Here is a 16,594-nt window from a genome sequence, read left to right as displayed (position 1 = left end):
GACGGGCAAGTACGCCCCGAAGTAAGCGAGGCGCAGCGTCGGTCCCTCAGGAGGGGCTGGCGCGAACTCCCGGACAAAGGCGCAGCCGCATCGCAGCGTGTCTGCGCCCTTGTTCGTTCACGCGACTCCCTGCATTCAGGGATGGTGGCTGGCGATCAGCCCCGCCGATATCAGTTCTTCCAGCAGGGCCATCGACGCCCGACCCGACGACCCCGGCGCCCGACCCGACAAACCCGGCGCCCGCGCGACCACGTGGGCGTCGCCCGTCGCCCCGTCCGTCCCGGCAGTGACGGGCGAGCCTCACGCTGGCGAGGCCGGCGTGGGGGACCACGGCAGATCGCGGATGAGGCGGTCTGCGGCCGCGACCAGGGCGATCAGCGGTCTCGCGTCCGGCGATTTCTCCCAGGCGCGACACCACGCCGCCCACTGGGGCCGGTCGAGCAGATGCAGGAGCAGCCAGTCGGCCGCGCGCAGCGAATCGGTTATATGACCGAATGTCATCGGTCTTGCCGCTGACGCGGTGAGCGCCAACGCGACGAGCGCATAGGCCGATACGAGCGAGGCGGCGACCGACCGAAGCCCGTCGCCCTGATAGGCCACCCAGGATCCGAACAATCGGGTGCCCAGGTAACGGGCCAGTGCTTGCTCGGCGTCGGCTGCGGTCACCGGCGTCGCGTCACCGGAGGGATCGGTCAGGCCGGCCGGCCAGGCGGCCGGCTGCCACGCCTCGGGGACCTGGGCGATCAGCGCATCCCGCACGGTCGAAGCGAGGTGGTTCGTGCTGACGGGCTGCGTCAACAGCCGGGCCAGATCGGGATGGCGCCAGGGCCGGGCGACGAGCACTTCGAGGGCGCCGTCCGAGGGCCGCCACGCCCGCAGGACATCGGTCCAGCACAGGGCACTGCCGAGGGCGGACGCCAGGGGGAGGGCGCCGCGCAGGACCGGCGCCAGAAAGTCCTGAAGCAGCCGGGTTTCCCATTGGTCGTACGACCCATGTCCAGCTAGGACACCGGGGCGAAGCAACGGCGGCCAGGCATCGCCGGCGTCGAGTGCGTCCACATGCACCCGTGGGTCGACTGAAATGTGGTCGATTGATAGAAAATTAGTGTCCGCCATGCGCCCCGAACTCTGGTGCCCAGCTCCGGACGCGACCATTCGCGCGGCCGTGCCGCACCAGACGGAGAGCGACTGGTGCCAGCCGCGGGCATCCGTCAACAACACGCGCGGAAACTGCCGGCAACTGGTTGGCAACGCCCCACTCCCCATCGTCCGCTCCAGGCTGCAGGCGGCATGGGCGACCGAGGGGGTATGGAAGACGCACTCGTTATTGGCCGTATGACCGAGAGTGCCATGGTTGAGCCAGCGGCCCCGGGTGCCTGGAGGGAGCGCGCCTGTGGCATCGGCCTGGTGGAGCATGACCAGGACGTGGTCGTCGATGGGAATGGGCCAGCCGGCTCGGCAGCAACTGCCCGTGTGGCCGCACGCGTAGGCCGCCAGACCGCGAAGGGTCCGGATCTGGCCGCCGGCCGGGGGCTGACGCGGGGCAGTCGCCATGGACCGAACTCGTGCTGGGGGAGTGCTGCTGGTGCCCGCTCTCGGACTCGAACCGAGATGCCCTTGCGGGCGGGGGATTTTGAGTCCCCTGCGTCTGCCATTTCGCCAAGCGGGCGTGGTCGGGCAGTGTACCAAATCGCGCCCCGGCGCGGGAGCGCCGGCCGCCTCAGGGCTTCGGGCTGTTGGCGCCGACCGTCCAGATGTAGAGCGTGCGACTGGTGCCGTTGGCGTCGGTGAAGGTCTCGACCGCGTCAGGTGCCCAGTCGCCCATGCCGAACTGGTGCGACACGATGCGGGCCCCCGGCTTGAGTTGACTCAACAACCGCGGCCGCAGCTTCACGTTCGATGAGGACAGGAGATAGAGCGTGACCACCGTCGCCGTCGACACGTCGGCTTCGAGCGCGTCTTCCTGCCGGAACTCGACCAGCGACTCGACCCCCGCCTGCTTGGCATTGGCGCGGCCTTCCGCGATGCGCGCCGGATCGATGTCGATCCCGATGCCTCGGGCGCCGAACTGCTTGGCCGCCGTCACGACGAGACGGCCGTCCCCCGAGCCCAGATCGACGACCACGTCGTTCTTGCCCACCTTGGCCATGGCCAGCATCCGCTCGACCACGTCCTGTGGCGTCGGCACGTACGGGGCCAGGTGAGGACGCTGCGTGCCGGCCATCGGGGCGGCGTTCAGCAGGCCCGTGCCCCAGGCCCCTCCGCCGATCATCACCATGGCCACCAGCACGGCCCCGAGAACTCGCCACTGTGCGCTCTGCATCCCACGCTCCTCGCCCGAGGCCGCCCAACTGCAGCCTCACGGCCACTTTACGACGCCGCGACGAGGCGCGCGGTCGGGTCCGGCACCGATGTGTCGGGGTGGCCAGCAAATTTGCGCTATACTGTGGGGGTTTCTAAGACCGCATCGCTGGAAGCGCTACCTGTGCATATCCGGAGAGAGGGGTGCCCGTGACATTTCAGGTCGGTGACAAGGTCATCTACCCGAATCATGGACTCGGTGTCGTTGAACGTATCGAGACCAAGACGATTCTGGGAACCGTGTGCGATTTCTATCAATTGCGCATGGTGGCAAATGAGACGACGGTGCTCGTGCCCGTCAACAATGTCGACAGCGTTGGCCTGCGCCGCGCCGTCTGTGACGAAGAAATCCAGCGGCTGTACGGCTTGCTTTCCGACGGCAACATCGACAGTCACCAGAACTGGAAAGGGCGCTTCAAGGACAATTCGGATCGGATGCGGACGGGCTCCATCTACGACGTCGTGGAAGTCCTGAAGAGTCTGTGTTACCTGAGCAAGACCAAGAACCTCTCCTTCCGCGAGAAGCGCATGCTCGACCGAGCCCGCTTCCTCGTCATCTCCGAGATTTCGGAAGTCACCCATCAGCCGATGACGGGCGTCGAGACCATGGTCGATGAGGCGCTCTGCAAGTGCTTCAAGACCAAGGACGAAAGCATCCCCGTGCGTCGTCCGGTCACCACCACGGCGGTGGCCATGGCCGCGAAGGTCGTCGCCCCCAAGGTGGCCACGGCCACGCGAGCGACCGCCCGTCGTGCAATGAGCGGCAACTAGGGGCCTGGCGCCGCGTCGAGGAAACCGCAGGGAGCCCGGCGACCGAGAGGTCACCGGGCTCTTTCGCGTTGTATAGTGCCGAGGCGGTATCCCCGCCGCCCCTGGCTCCCGTGCTCACCGTCATCACCGCCATTCGCAGCGTGCTCGCCTATGTGTTCGTGATCGCCTACGTGGTGATCATCGGCACGCCGGCCGTGCTCCTCGCCCTCGCCACCAACACCCATCGCCACCTGCTCGTGCTCGGCATCGCCTGCGTGCGCATGGCCATGGCCATCCTGGGCATTCGCGCCGAGGTCGCTGGCCGCGAGCACATCCAGCGACATCGGGCCGCCCTCTACACCGTCAATCACGCGAGCAACGTCGAGCCGCCGATCATCTTCGCCGTGCTGCGCGAACTCACGCCGCGGTTGAAGGTCGTCTACAAGGCCGTGCTCAGGAAGTTGCCCATCCTGGGCCGAGGCTTCGATCTCGTCGGCTTCGTGCCGATCGAACGCGAGCACCGCGAGCGCGCCACGCAAGCCATCGATCGGGCAGCCAGGAGCGTCCAGTCGGGCAACTCCCTGCTGATGTTTCCGGAAGGGACGCGCAGCCGCACCGGCGCGCTGCTGCCGTTCAAGAAGGGGGCCTTCGTGCTCGCCATCAAGGCCCAGGCCCCGGTCGTGCCTGCGGCCATCTTCGGCGCCGCCCGCGCCATGCGCCCCGGCAGCCCGCTCATCTGGCCGACGACGGTGCGGGTGCACTTCGGACCACCGATCGAGACGGCCGGCCTGCAGATTGGCGAGCGCGACGCCCTCACCGAGCGCGTCCGCGACGAAGTGGCGCGGCTGCTGGTCGAGGCCGAGGCCGCCGATCGGGAGGCCCAGACCGACAGGCGGTCCGGGGCGGCCTCACCTCGCTAGTCGCGTGGCCTCGGCGGTCTCACCCGCCGACCGTGAAGCGCAGTTCGAAAGGCACGAGCGGCTGGGCGTCGAACGCCGTGATGCCTGGCGTCAGCCGGACGATCACCGTGCGGAACCGGTCGAACGGCCCCGAGAACTTCAGCTCCAGCGTCCGTCGGCCCTGATCGTAGCTGGCGACGAACGGCGGCGTCGCCACCGGCGGCACCCCCCGCTCCGCGGTTTCGGCCGTGTCGTAGGCCACCGTGACGTTGCCCTTGAACGACTCGGCCGTCATGTCGCGCGAGAACTGCAGTCGAATCCTGGCGTCCTGCGCCACGTCGACTTCGCCCGCCGTCGGCGTGGAGAAAATCACCTGTGGCGGCGGTGCGGCCGCGACGGCCTCGGTGACCGTTTCGGTCGGAGCCGTGTCGGTCACCGGTTTGGTGGCGGTGATCGCGGTGGCCTCGATCCATACGAGGCCCTTGCTCGTGCGGACGTCGCCCTGCACCTCGAGCCATCGTCCCGTGTCGACGCGCGCCTCGACGTTGAGGTCGAGGTTCGGGCCGCGCGGGCGTCGCCCGACGACCCACACGCTCGAGTCTGCCAACTGGATGACGAAGTCGAACTTGCTGCGCGCCGGCGCGGCTGGCTGGTCGCCGAACAGGTTGCGGCCGCGGAAGCGGCCGCTGACGGTCACGGTCTGGCCGTCGTAGCGGGCCGGATCGAGCGCAAGGGCACGCACCGACGGCGCGGTGAGCGGTTCGGCCACGTTCACCTCGCTTACGACCAGGATCGGCAGTTCGCCCTGCGACGGCCAGTCCCGCTGCAGCACCTTCTGCGTCAGCGCCACGAGGCCGTAGGTGGCGACTCGCTGGTCGTCCTGGGTCAGCCGTCCGATGTCGATGAACGTGCCGGTGACCTCGACGTCGCCCTCCATCTGCGCCACCGCCGCGTCCCCGACCGTCAGCACGCGCGTCTGTCCGCTGAGCAGCGCCGTACCGACCTGATCGGTGACCAGCCGGGCACGGACGCGGACCGCCTGCAGGTGGTAGAAGCCGGGAAACGCCGCGAGCGCGTCGAGAGTCGTCGCGCGCCGCGCCGACGACAGCTCGGGACGAATCTGTGCCCCCGCCGGCACAACGCCGAGCACGAGGCCGAGCAGCGAGACGAGCAGGAAGCGGACCGCCATATGTGTGTAACGACGCCGGCCGAGGCGTCTCAGTTGACGCGCCGCCGCCCCACGCGGGCCAGGATGAGCCCGAGGGTCAGGAACAACGCCAGGCCGACGACGTGCCCGGTGACGCCCTCGTGCAGGAACGGCAGGCGTCCCAGACTCTCCTGGGCGTCCTCCACCCGGAGCACCGTCGGCATGTAGTCGCGCGACCCGTACAGCACCGCATAGGCGATCCCGGCGATGGACCCGCCGGCAATCAGGCCCGAACTGAACAGGGTGCCGGCGCTGACCTCGGACTCGTCGTGCGTCCCCGTGGATCGCTCGACGAGCCACCGCACCAGGCCACCGACGAAGATCGGGGCAGTGGTCGCGATCGGCAGGTAGGCGCCGACGGCGAACGACAACGACCGCACGCCGCACAACTCCATGGTCACCGCGATGAAGACGCCGGTCAGGACCAGGCCCCAGGGCAGGTTCTGGCTGAGAAGTCCCCGGATGATGGTGGACATCAGCGTGGCCTGCGGCGCGGGGAGCGCATTGGACCCGATGACCATCACCTTGTGCAGGTACAGTGTGGTGACGCCGATGATCAGCGCCGACACCACGACGCCGATGACCAGGCCGATCTGCTGCGCCCGTGGGGTGGCGCCGACGAGAAAGCCGGTCTTCAGATCCTGCGACGTTGCGCCGGCATTGGCCGCGGCGATGCACACCACGGCGCCGACCGTCAGGGCAATCGGGGCATAGAGGTCGCCCGTCCAGCCGATGCTCACGAAGATCGTGCAGGTCAGGATCAGCGTGGCGATCGTCATGCCGGAGACGGGGCTCGACGAACTCCCGATCAGCCCGACGATACGGGAGGCGACCGTCACGAAGAAGAAGCCGAAGACGACCACGAGCAGGGCCGCGAGGGGATTGCCCTGCGTCGGCATGCCGGGGGCCACCGCCAGGAACACCGCCAGCAGCAACGTGCCGCCCAGCACGATCCCCACCGGCAGGTCACGCTCCGTCCGCAGTTGCGTCCGCCCGGCGTGCTCGGCCCGGAAGTCCTTCACGCTGTCGCGGAACGACCCGATGATCGTCGGGATGGTGCGGGCCAGCGTGATGAGGCCGGCGGCGAGCACGGCGCCGGCGCCGATGTAGCGGATGTACTGGCTCCAGATCTGGCCCGGCGCCATGTCCACGATGCGGAGACCGTCGGGGGGCGCGGGCGGGAAGGGCATCGGCATGTAGGCGCCGAGAATCGTCAGCAGGGGGAGCAGCACCATCCACGACAACACGCCGCCGGCGACCATCTCGCCGGCGATCCGCGGGCCGATGACGTAGCCGACGCCCATGTACTCGGGCGAGATGTCGATGTTGACCGTGGCATTGGGGAACGCGCTGGTCTTCGGGGTGGTGTAGCCGACCTCGGTCCGTACCAGCTGGAAGATCCAGGGCAGCGCCTTGAACAGCGCGCCGATGCCCAGCCCCTGGAACACCAGCGTGGCCAGCTGCCCGCCGCGCTCGCCGGCAATCAGTACGTCGGCGCACGCCGCCCCTTCCGGATACGGCAGCACCCCGTGTTCCTTGACGATCAGGGCGCGGCGCAGCGGCACCATCAGCAGCACACCGAGGATGCCGCCCGCGAAGGCCAGCATCGTGATCTGGAAGTAGTTGAAGTAGGCCGGCCCGTAGGGCGTCAGGAAGATCAGCGCGGGAATGGTGAACACCACACCGGCGGCGACCGATTCGCCCGCCGACCCGATCGTCTGGACGATGTTGTTCTCGAGGATGGTGGAGCCCCCGAAGCGCTTGAGCACCGAGATGGCGAGGACCGCAATCGGGATGGACGCGCTGACGGTCAGCCCGGCGCGCAGTCCGAGGTACACGGTCGAGGCCCCGAACAGCAGGCCGAACAGCGCGCCGAGCAGCACGGCCTTGGCCGTGAACTCGGGCGGCGCCTGGTCCGGGGGCACATACGGGGAGAACGTCGGCTGAGCCATGAGGGGACGTATACCCCAAATCAGGGGACAGGGGACACGAGAACAAGGGAGAGGGCGCCAAGGGAGAAGGGGCAGGTTGGCGAGGGACACGTCCCTGGTCACGTCGGTCCTCGTCCCTTGTCCCTTGCCGCCCTTGTGACTCGTCCCCTTGTCCCTCCTCCCTTGACTCCGTGCTCTATCATTTCCCCTGTGTCCGACATGGAACGGGTCCGGGCTGGCGGTGACCAGGTCTCGGAACTCACGACGGCCCGGCTGTCCGTGTATCTGCGCTGCCTCGAGTCGCTGGACGCCAGCGGCGTCAACACCGTGTCCTCGCAAGGGCTGGCGCAGCAGTTCGCGCTCAACGCCGCGCAGATTCGCAAGGACCTGGCACACTTCGGCGAGTTCGGCATCCGCGGCGTGGGCTACTACGTCAAGGACCTCAAGCGTCACCTGCGACAGATCCTCGGGCTCGACCGCAGCATCAAGGTCGTGATCATCGGCGCCGGCAACCTCGGGCTCGCGCTGGCCGACTATGCCGGCTTCCGTCAGGATGGCTTCGACGTCGTCGCCCTGCTCGATACGGCGCGGGACAAGGTGGGGCAGTACTCGCGCAGCGGAGTGCCCATCCGCCACGCGAAGGAACTCGAGCGGCTCGTGGAACGCGAGAAGGTCGACATCGCGGTCCTGAGCGTCCCGGCCGACGCGGCGCAGGAGACGGTGGATGCGGCGGTCGCCGCCGGCATCCGGGCCATCCTCAATTTCTCGCCCGGCAGCCTGCGTGTGCCGCCGCACGTCAAGCTGAAGAGCATGGACCTGACCATCACCTTCGAGAGCCTGTCCTTCTTCCTCGCCAATGGCCACATCGATGCGTAAGCCCGTCGACGCTGTTCGGGAGGCGCCCCGCCCGGCCGTCCTCACGCATGCCGACGCCGAGGGGCGGGTGCGAATGGTCGACGTCTCGGGCAAGGCCGTCACCGACCGCGTGGCCGTCGCTCGCGGCTTCGTGCGGGTCTCCGCAGCGGCCCGTCGGCTGGTGCGCACCGGGGCCGTCAAGAAGGGCGATCCGCTGCAGGCGGCAAGGCTGGCCGGGATCATGGCGGCCAAGCAGACCGCCCACCTGATTCCGTTGTGCCACCCGTTGCCGCTGACCGCCGTGCAGGTGGACGTGGAACTGGCGCGCGGCGGCATCGCCATCGAAGCGACCGTCAGAACCTCGGGACAGACGGGCGTGGAGATGGAAGCCCTCACCGCGGTGGCGGTGGCGGGGCTGACCGTCTACGACATGCTGAAGGCCGTGGACACCGCCATGGTCATCGAACACATCCTGCTGGTGGAGAAGCGTGGCGGCAAGCGCGACGTCGTCCGCCCGACTCACGCGTGAGGGTTCCCATGGCCGTCGCTGCCTCATCGCACCAACGTGCGTTCCGATTCCCGCCGTCCGCCCCGCCGCGGATCCGATCCCTTGCCCAACTGCCCTCGGATCTGTTGCGGCAGCACCCGCGCCCCGACCTCCTGCAGCAGTGCACGGCGGATGGACTCAAGCCGAGTTCGACGGCGGCCTTCGTCGAGCGCGTGCGCGCCATCGGGCTTGCCCTCGAGGACATGGGGATGGCACCGGGCGACCGCGTCGCCATCATGTCCGAAACCCGCCAGGAGTGGGTGCTCGCCGACATGGGCCTCGTCACCGCCCGGCTGGTGACCGTGCCGGTCTATCCGACGCTCTCCGGCCCGCAGGCCCGCTACATCCTCGAGGACTCCGGGGCGCGTGGCCTGTTCGTCTCGGACGCCGTGCAGGCCGAGAAGATCCTCACGGTCCGGCACCTGCTGCCCGACCTCGAGTTCATCGTCGTCTTCACCGACGAGGTGCCGCCGTCGGCCGTCCGCGGCAGCCACACCGTGCTGCGCCTCGAGGGCGTGATCGAACGCGGGCGTGCCCTGGCAGGGGACCCCGCGGCCGTCGCCCGCTACGAGGCGGGCATCGACGCCGTCGAGCCCGACGACCTCCTGACCCTCATCTACACGTCGGGCACGACCGGTGAGCCCAAGGGGGTGATGCTGACGCACGAGAACGTGCTGTCGAACCTGCGCGCCGTCGTCCCCGTGCTGGACCTGCAGCCGCAGGACGTGGCGCTCAGCTACCTGCCGCTCAGTCACGTGTTCGAGCGGATGGTGACGTACCTGTATCTGCACGAGGGGCTCAGCGTCTGTCACGCCGAGTCGCTCGACACCCTGGCCCGCGACCTCCAGCTGGCCCGGCCGACCGTGATGACCGGCGTGCCGCGCGTCTACGAGAAACTGCACGGCCGCATCCTCGACGTGGTCGCGACCGCGCCGGCGTTTCGCCGGCGGATCTTCGACTGGGCCGTGCGCGTGGGCACCGAGGCCTCCGCCGTCCGTCGCGCCGGACGGACGCTGTCGCCGTTCCTCAGGATGCAGGAAACCGTGGCCGACGGTCTGGTGGCCACCAAGATCCGCGAGCGTGTCGGCGGTCGCCTGAAACTGGCGGTCTCGGGCAGCGCGCCGCTGCCGGCGCACATCGCCACCTTCTTCCACGCGGTCGGCGTGCCGCTCATCGAGGGCTACGGCCTCACCGAGACGTCGCCGGTCATCACCGTCAATCCACGCACCACGCCGCGCTTCGGCAGCGTCGGGTGCGCGATCGACGGCGTCGAGGTCGCGATCGCCGACGACGGTGAGATCATGACGCGCGGGCCGCACGTGATGAAGGGCTACTGGAACAAGCCCGAAGACACCGCCACGGTGCTGCAGCCCGATGGCTGGTTCCACACCGGCGACATCGGCACCCTGAGCGACGACGGCTACCTGACGATCACCGATCGGAAGAAGGAGTTGCTCGTCACGTCGGGCGGCAAGAAGATTGCCCCGGCCCCCATCGAGGCGCTGCTCAAGCGGCATCCGCTCGTGGCCGAGGCCATGATCGTCGGCGAGGGCCGCAAGTTTCCCGCGGTGCTGATCGTGCCCAATTTCACGGTCCTCGAGCATCGCCTGAAGGTGCTGGGGATGGAAACGGGGTCCCGCGAGGCCCTCGTGGCCCGCGAGGACGTGGTGTCGCTCTACCACGAGGTGGTCGAGCCGCTCAATCGCGACCTGGCGCAGTTCGAGCGTCTCAAGAAGGTGGCCCTGCTGCCGGTGGAGTTCAGCATCGCCACCGGCGAACTGACGCCGACGATGAAGCTGCGGCGCAAGGTGGTCCTCGATCGATGGCAGGCGGTGGTCGATCGCATGTACGAAGGCGTATGAGGCATCGCCCGGACGGCCGCGTGAGCGGCGCCCGGGGCATGCAGGAGAGATAGCGATGAGTGCGAAGGTCTACGAGGCGATCAACGAGCAGGTCAACAACGAACTGGCGGCGTCGCACAGCTACCTGGCGATGTCGGGCGTCTGCGAGGAGCTCAATTTCCCCGGCGCCGCCCACTGGTTCCGTGTGCAGAGCGAGGAAGAGCGCGGGCACGCCCTGCGGTTGTTCGACTTCATCCACGCCCGCAACCACGGCGTGACGCTGCGCGCGATTCCCTTCGAGGGGGCGCAGGGGGCGACGTTGCTCGACGTGTTCCGCGCCTCGCTGGCCCAGGAGGAGCGCGTCAGCGCCCAGATCGATGCGCTCTACGACGTGGCCATGCAGCAGAAGGAGTTCGCGGCCGTCGTCGAGCTCCAGTGGTTCGTCACCGAGCAGGTGGAGGAGGAGAAGTCGGCGCGCGACATCATCGCCCGGCTGGAGATGGCGGGCACCGACACGCGGGCCCTGCTCGAGATCGACCGCGAACTCGGCGCGCGGGCCGGCGGCGGCAGCAGCACCGGCGAGGCGGGCGAGGCCAGCTAGCGCGACGCCGCGTCGCGCTACTCGAAGATCTGCGCCTTGGGCAGGGGCCACCAGCGCAGCTGGACCTTGCCGATGATGTACTTCTTGGGCACCGAACCCCAGTGGCGGCTGTCGGAACTGTTGTTCCGATGGTCGCCCATCACGAAGTAGTAGCCCTCCGGGATCTCCTGCGGTCCCCAGTCGTCGTGCCCGCGATACTCGCTGGGCACATAGGCGTCTTCCAGCTGCACGTCGTTGACGAACACGCGGCCGTCGACGATGCGCACGCGATCGCCCTCTTCGGCGATGACGCGCTTGACGAACGACTTGTCGGGGTCCACCGGGTACCACAGCATCACGATGTCGCCGCGGTGCGGATCCCCGAGCTTGTAGATCGCCTTGTTGACGATCAGGCGGTCCTGGTCGGCCAGCGTGGGCGCCATGCTCTGGCCCTCGACGCGCGCCACCTGGAAGCCGAAGGTCACGATCAGCGTCGCGTAGACGGCAGCGGACGCGAGCGTCTTGAACCAGGTGAACAGTTCCTCGCCGGCGCGCACCCAGATGGAGGGGCGACGCACCTCAGCCGTGGCGGCGCGCAGGGCCTCGTCGGCGGCCTGCGCGGTGACGGGAGCGACGACGGGCGTGAAGCCGGAGGGCGGGTTCGGGCCGACGACCGCGGCGAACTCGGCAGGGGCGGCCTCGAGGCTCACAGCTGCAGGTACTCGCGCAGCCGCTTCGTCTGGCTGCGACTGACCGGGATCTCCGTCGACTTCGCGTCCCGCATCCTCAGGATGAAATTCCGGCTGAACCAGGGGACTATCTCCTTGATCTTGTTGATGTTGACGAGATACGACCGGTGCACGCGCCAGTAGACCGCCGGGTCCAGATGCGCATGCAGCTCATCGAGCGTCCGGTGATTGGACGTCCCCGTCACCTGACTGGCTACGACCGTGACCTCGTCCTCGTTCAAGGAGGCGTAGATGAGGTCCTCGGCCTGCACCAGCAAAATCCGGTCGTCGACCTTGACGACCAGCGGAGACCGCCGGCTCTGTCGGGCGGTCACCGCTTCCACAATCTGCGCCAGCGCCTCGGGGGAGACGGCCTGCGCCCGCGAGGTCTCCAGCCGCCGCCGCGCGCGCCCGAGGGCCTGTTCCAGTCGGCTGGGGTCCACCGGCTTGAGCAGGTAGTCCACCGCGTTGACCTGGAAGGCGTCCAGGGCGTACTGGTCGAAGGCCGTCACGAACACGATGTGCGGCGGCGCCGGCCGCGAGGCGGCCTGGCGCGCGACTTCGAATCCCGTCAGCCCGGGCATCTGGACGTCCAGGAACACCAAATCCGGTTCGAGGTCTTCGAGCAGGCCCAGGGCCGAGATGCCATTGTCGGCCTGCCCGATCACTTCGACCTGCCCTGCCTGCGACAGGAGGTAGCAGAGCTCCTCCCGCGCCGGCTGTTCGTCGTCCACGACCAGGGCGCTGAGCTTCATGTTACGCCGACCGCCGTTCCGGCAGCAGCAGGTCCGGGATCTCGAGGCGGACCTGCGTACCCTGGCCCGGTGCGCTGGTGATCGCCAGGCGTCCCTGCGCGCCGTAGATGACCCGGAGGCGCTCGGAGACATTGGCCAGGCCGATCCCGCTGCCGACCGACCGGCCCGGCCGATCCTCGACGATTCCGGTGCCGTTGTCGATGACCTCGAGGATGGTCAGGGTGCCCTCGCGCTGGGAGCGCAAGGTGATCAGGCGCTCGCCGAGCGTGTCGGCCAGGCCGTGCTTGATGGAATTCTCGACGAGCGGCTGGAGGATCATGCTCGGCACCACCTGGTCCAGCGTGGAGGGGTCGAGGTCCTTGACGACCCGGAGGGACGGGCCGAACCGGACGCACTCGATGTCCAGGTACTCGTCGACCGCCGACAGTTCGTCGCGCAGCGACACGAAGTGGTCGTGGGCGCGCAGGCGGCGACGCAGCAGACCGGAGAGCCGGTTGATGAGCATCCGCGCCGTGTCGGGCCGGGTGCGAATCAGCGACGAGATCGACGTCAGGGTGTTGAAGAGGAAGTGCGGGTTGATCTGGCTGGTCAGGGCCTCGATGCGCGCTTCGAGCAGGAGCGCTTCCTGTTCCTGCAGCTTGTGCTCGATGCGGGCCGAGTTCCAGATCTTGATCGGGATGGCCACCGTCAGCGTGGTGGCCAGCAGGGTCAGCACCAGCATGCCTGGCGAGGTGGCCGGGAAGTAGAACAGGCGGTCCATGCCGTAGCGATGACCGAGGGCCTGTCGCAGGACCTCGAGGGCGATCGGCGCGGCGATGAGCAGCATCTGCCAGTCCACCTCGAAGCGGCGCACGAGCTTCCAGAGGTAGCGGAACAGGCCGGTCAGCACGAAGGGCGAGAAGTGCCAGATGGCGTCCTTGGGGCAGATCTCGCGCAGACCGCCGCCCGCGAAGCCGCAGCCGACGAACAGGGGCACGGCGATCCACTCACCGCCGGCCAGCGCGGTGAGGCCCATCATGGCGCCCATGATGGCGCCGGCGTAGGGGCCGGCGACCAGACCGGCCAGGTAGGCCCCGCCGAGGGAGACGTCGGCGGCGGCGTACCCCAGCAGGAGGCGGCTGGCCACGCCTGCCGCCAGCGGCACGCCGAGCGCCCCCATGAACTTGAGCCGCTCCGGCCAGTCGCGCCGCTCGGTCAGCAGCAGGGTCCGGAAGCGCCGGAACCGCACCAGCATCGTCGCCAGCGCGGCGATGCCCGCCAGCTGCACGATGAGGGTGACGAGCAGGTACTGCTCCGCGGAGAGGAACCGTGGCTCGTGGAGCACAAGGGGGAGTGTAAACCCGGGCCGGCCGTCGCCATGCGGCCGTCGGGCGCCGGGCGAGGCCAGGGCGTCCAAGAGGCAAGGCCCAAGAGGCAGGGCCCAGTGCCGGACCCCGACTCCGCCGGCGAAGGTCGGCCGCGAAGCCGAAGATGTTGTTACACTACGCGTTGGCCCTGCGCCGCCGACAGGCGACAGGGGCCCCCGGAGGCATAGACAGATGATTCGTCCCTGGTTCGTCGGGTTCAAGACCACGTTCGGGCACATGTTCAAGAAGCCCATCACGGTCAACTACCCCGACGAGAAGGTTCCGATGTTCCCGAAGTGGCGCGGCAAGCAGGTCTTGATGCGCGACGAAAACGGGCTGGAGAAGTGCGTGGCGTGCGGGCTCTGCGCGGTGGCGTGCCCGGCCGACGCGATCTACCTCGAACCTGCCGAGAACGACGGCAGCGTGATGGCCGGGCCGCGCTATGCCCGGACGTACCAGATTCACAAGACCCGCTGCATCTTCTGCGGGTACTGCGAAGAGGCCTGCCCCGTGTCTGCCATCTTCATGGGCAAGGACTACGAGCTGGCCGTGTTCAGCAAGGATGACTTCGTGTGGGACAAGGACGACCTCCTCGTTCCGCTGCCGGGCCAGGCGCAGACGCCGCCGGCGCGCAAGTAACGCCTGACGTGAACCAGTCCTTCCTCGACGCCCTGCGCGACCGGGTGCTCATCGGCGATGGCGCCATGGGCACCCAGCTCTATGCGCGGGGGGTCTTCCTCAATCGTGCGTTCGAGGACCTGAACCTGACGGAGGCCGACCTCGTGGTCGGCGTCCATCAGGCCTATCTCCGGGCCGGCGCCGAGATCATCGAGACCAACACCTTCGGCGCCAACCGGCTCAAACTCGCGAGCTTCGGGCTGGCGGAGAAGGTGCACGCCATCAATCTGGCGGGCGCCCGCATCGCGAAGCATGCCGCGCGTGACGCCGCCTGGGTGGCCGGATCGATCGGGCCGCTCGGCGTGCGCGTCGAGCCGTGGGGCAAGACCGGCCTCGACGAGGCCGAAGCGATCTTCGCCGAGCAGGCCGCCGGGCTCGCCGAGGGCGGGGTGGACCTGTTCATCCTCGAGACCTTCCGCGACGTCAACGAGATCGGCGCGGCGATTCGGGCGATCCGCAGCGTCAGCCAGGCCGCCATCGTCGCCATGCTCACCACGGCCGAGGATGGCAACACGCTGGATGGCACGCCGGTCGAGCAGTTCGGCCCGCAGCTGGTCGAGTTCGGCGCCGACGTGCTCGGAGTCAACTGCAGTGTCGGGCCGGCGGCGATGCTGGACACGGTCGAGCGGCTGGCCCGTGCGGTACCCGGGGCCCTGCTGGCCGCCATGCCCAACGCCGGGAAGCCGCGCGACGTCGACGGGCGGAACCTGTACCTCTGTTCCCCCGACTACATGGCGTCGTATGCGCGCCGGTTCGTCGGCGCCGGGGTCCGCCTGATCGGGGGCTGTTGCGGCACGACGCCCGACCATGTCAAGCAAATCGCCCTCGCCGTGCATGCGCTGGCGCCGGTGCCGGCGGCAGGCGCGGTCGCCGACGTCGCGCCCGACGCGCCGCCCGCCGTGACGCCGGTCCCCGTCGAGGCCAGGTCGCCGCTGGCCAACGCCTTGCGCCGCGGCCGTTTCGTCACCGGCATCGAGCTGACGCCGCCGGCCGGGTTCGGCCACAACATGACGGCCCAGGCCCGCGAGGCCCGCATCCACGGGCTCGACGTCGTGCTCGTGAGCGACGGCTCCGGCAGCCGCGCCCGCATGAGCGCCCTGGCCAGTGCCGTGACCGTGGAGCAGGGCGCCGGGGTCGAGACCATCCTGCAGTACTGCTGCCGCGACCACAGCCTGCACGCCATGCAGGCGGACCTGCTCGGCGCGCACGCCCTGGGCCTGCGCAACCTGCTGCTGGTGACCGGCCGTCCGCTGCGGCGCACCGAGTATCCCGACGCCACGGCCGTGTTCGATGTCGACTCCATCGGGCTGACCAACGTCGCGGCGCGCTTCAACCGCGGCGAGGACGTCGGCGGCCAGGCCATCGGGCAGCCGACGGCCTTCCACATCGGCGTTGCGGCCAACCCGACGGCGGTGATGCCCGATCGCGAGCTGTCGCGCTATCGGTACAAGGTCGAGGCCGGGGCCGAGTTCGTCGTGATGGGGCCGATCTACGACGTCGACGCGCTCCGGCAGTTCCTGACCGAGACGACGGCGCAGCGGGTGCCGGTGCTCGCCATCGTGCGCGCCTTCGACAGTGCCCGCCAGGCCGAGCAGCTCGCGAACGAAGAGCCCGGCGTCAACGTACCGGAGTCATTGGTGCTGCGCATGGCCGAGGCCGACCGGGCCGGGCGTGCCGCCGACGAGGCGCTCGCCATCGCGCGAGAGCTGGTCGTGGCCATTCGACCGCTGGTCGCCGGCATCATCGTGGCCGGCGTGGGCGGCAAGGTCAGCCACGCACTGGACATCCTCGGAGCCCTCGCGGCTCCCGTCGAGGCGGGCTCCGGCGGCCGGCCGACCGACGTGGCCGCGCCCCCGGTTGGGGTGCGGTGACGTGGTAGACTTCTGCATCTCTAGCCGCAGGGGAGCTTGTTGATGGCATTGTTCGGAGAAGATCGGTCGCGGACCGAAGACGAGCTGCTGCAGGGCGATGCGGCCACTCGCGCCCTGTCGGTCACCGCCGTCGAGAACGACTTCGTCGAGGGCGTCTACGAGAAGCTCGCCAGCGTCTACGACCTCACGTTCGGACCGACGCTCCACCCCGGTCGCGTGCAGGCGCTCCAGCGCATGCAGATCCA

At 68.9% G+C, this 16,594-nt stretch carries 15 protein-coding genes, 1 tRNA gene and 1 pseudogene; 9 read left to right on the top strand and 8 right to left on the bottom strand.

The annotated features are described in order from the left end of the window. Window positions 1–300: 300 nt before the first annotated feature. The 3 genes from Q0C41_RS22615 to Q0C41_RS22605 form a co-directional block, all read right to left on the bottom strand. Window positions 301–1,116: a hypothetical protein gene (locus tag Q0C41_RS22615; RefSeq protein ID WP_291987638.1), complete on the bottom strand. Its 816-nt coding sequence runs from the start codon at window positions 1,114–1,116 to the stop codon at window positions 301–303. A 467-nt stretch (window positions 1,117–1,583) separates the two neighbouring features. After that, window positions 1,584–1,669, bottom strand: a tRNA-Leu gene (locus Q0C41_RS22610). Between the two features lie 51 nt (window positions 1,670–1,720). Next, window positions 1,721–2,323 carry a cyclopropane-fatty-acyl-phospholipid synthase family protein gene (locus tag Q0C41_RS22605; protein WP_291987637.1) on the bottom strand — a complete coding sequence of 201 codons (603 nt, stop codon included), beginning with the start codon at window positions 2,321–2,323 and terminating at the stop codon, window positions 1,721–1,723. 188 nt (window positions 2,324–2,511) lie between these two features. On the opposite strand from Q0C41_RS22605, the gene Q0C41_RS22600 reads away from it, so the two are divergent. Further along, window positions 2,512–3,132 carry a CarD family transcriptional regulator gene (locus Q0C41_RS22600; protein ID WP_291987636.1) on the top strand — a complete coding sequence of 207 codons (621 nt, stop codon included), beginning with the start codon at window positions 2,512–2,514 and terminating at the stop codon, window positions 3,130–3,132. 110 nt (window positions 3,133–3,242) lie between these two features. Continuing rightward, window positions 3,243–4,031 (top strand): lysophospholipid acyltransferase family protein, encoded by a 789-nt coding sequence (locus Q0C41_RS22595; RefSeq protein ID WP_291987635.1) that lies wholly within the window; start codon window positions 3,243–3,245, stop codon window positions 4,029–4,031. Between the two features lie 19 nt (window positions 4,032–4,050). Here the strand turns inward: Q0C41_RS22595 and Q0C41_RS22590 are convergent, their stop codons facing one another. Both Q0C41_RS22590 and Q0C41_RS22585 read right to left on the bottom strand, forming a co-directional pair. After that, window positions 4,051–5,199: an Ig-like domain-containing protein gene (locus tag Q0C41_RS22590; protein WP_291987634.1), complete on the bottom strand. Its 1,149-nt coding sequence runs from the start codon at window positions 5,197–5,199 to the stop codon at window positions 4,051–4,053. Window positions 5,200–5,228: 29 nt separating this feature from the next. Further along, complete coding sequence (locus Q0C41_RS22585; protein ID WP_291987633.1) at window positions 5,229–7,169, bottom strand: OPT family oligopeptide transporter; 1,941 nt, start codon at window positions 7,167–7,169, stop codon at window positions 5,229–5,231. A 198-nt stretch (window positions 7,170–7,367) separates the two neighbouring features. Between Q0C41_RS22585 and Q0C41_RS22580 the strand changes: the two genes are divergently transcribed. From Q0C41_RS22580 to Q0C41_RS22565, 4 genes are read left to right on the top strand one after another with little or no spacing between them, the layout of a single operon-like run. Continuing rightward, entirely contained in the window at window positions 7,368–8,024 is a 657-nt protein-coding gene (locus Q0C41_RS22580) for a redox-sensing transcriptional repressor Rex (protein WP_291987639.1), read from the top strand. Then, entirely contained in the window at window positions 8,017–8,532 is a 516-nt protein-coding gene (gene moaC / locus Q0C41_RS22575; protein ID WP_291987631.1) for a cyclic pyranopterin monophosphate synthase MoaC, read from the top strand. The genes Q0C41_RS22580 and moaC overlap by 8 nt, the downstream gene beginning before the upstream one ends. Before the next feature lie 8 nt (window positions 8,533–8,540). After that, complete coding sequence (locus Q0C41_RS22570) at window positions 8,541–10,412, top strand: long-chain fatty acid--CoA ligase (protein WP_291987630.1); 1,872 nt, start codon at window positions 8,541–8,543, stop codon at window positions 10,410–10,412. A gap of 55 nt (window positions 10,413–10,467) precedes the next feature. Beyond that, window positions 10,468–10,992, top strand: a complete 525-nt coding sequence (locus tag Q0C41_RS22565; RefSeq protein WP_291987629.1) for a ferritin — start codon at window positions 10,468–10,470, stop codon at window positions 10,990–10,992. A gap of 17 nt (window positions 10,993–11,009) precedes the next feature. Here the strand turns inward: Q0C41_RS22565 and lepB are convergent, their stop codons facing one another. Genes lepB through Q0C41_RS22550 form a run of 3 tightly spaced genes read right to left on the bottom strand, consistent with a single transcriptional unit; the run spans window position 11,010 to window position 13,778 of the window. Beyond that, the gene (gene lepB / locus Q0C41_RS22560; RefSeq protein WP_291987628.1) at window positions 11,010–11,681 is read right to left on the bottom strand and encodes a signal peptidase I; all 672 of its coding nucleotides are present in this window, start codon (window positions 11,679–11,681) and stop codon (window positions 11,010–11,012) included. Next, a complete protein-coding gene (locus Q0C41_RS22555; protein ID WP_291987627.1) occupies window positions 11,678–12,454 on the bottom strand; it encodes a LytTR family DNA-binding domain-containing protein in 777 nt (258 codons plus the stop codon). Before Q0C41_RS22555 ends, lepB begins: the two co-directional genes overlap by 4 nt. Window position 12,455: 1 nt before the next feature. Beyond that, window positions 12,456–13,778 carry a histidine kinase gene (locus tag Q0C41_RS22550; RefSeq protein WP_291987626.1) on the bottom strand — a complete coding sequence of 441 codons (1,323 nt, stop codon included), beginning with the start codon at window positions 13,776–13,778 and terminating at the stop codon, window positions 12,456–12,458. Window positions 13,779–13,992: 214 nt separating this feature from the next. On the opposite strand from Q0C41_RS22550, the gene nuoI reads away from it, so the two are divergent. From nuoI to Q0C41_RS22535, 3 genes and pseudogenes are all read left to right on the top strand, one after another. Continuing rightward, window positions 13,993–14,439, top strand: a complete 447-nt coding sequence (nuoI, locus tag Q0C41_RS22545; protein ID WP_291987625.1) for an NADH-quinone oxidoreductase subunit NuoI — start codon at window positions 13,993–13,995, stop codon at window positions 14,437–14,439. An 8-nt stretch (window positions 14,440–14,447) separates the two neighbouring features. Further along, window positions 14,448–16,349, top strand: coding sequence for a bifunctional homocysteine S-methyltransferase/methylenetetrahydrofolate reductase (locus Q0C41_RS22540; protein ID WP_291987624.1), 1,902 nt, complete (start codon window positions 14,448–14,450; stop codon window positions 16,347–16,349). Window positions 16,350–16,391: 42 nt separating this feature from the next. Beyond that, window positions 16,392–16,594, top strand: a pseudogene (locus tag Q0C41_RS22535) (hypothetical protein); the annotation flags it as partial.

It is taken from the genome of Luteitalea sp., from assembly GCF_022842525.1.
Taxonomy (GTDB): Bacteria; Acidobacteriota; Vicinamibacteria; order Vicinamibacterales; family Vicinamibacteraceae; genus Luteitalea.
This window is presented reverse-complemented; position numbering and strand designations above follow the sequence as displayed.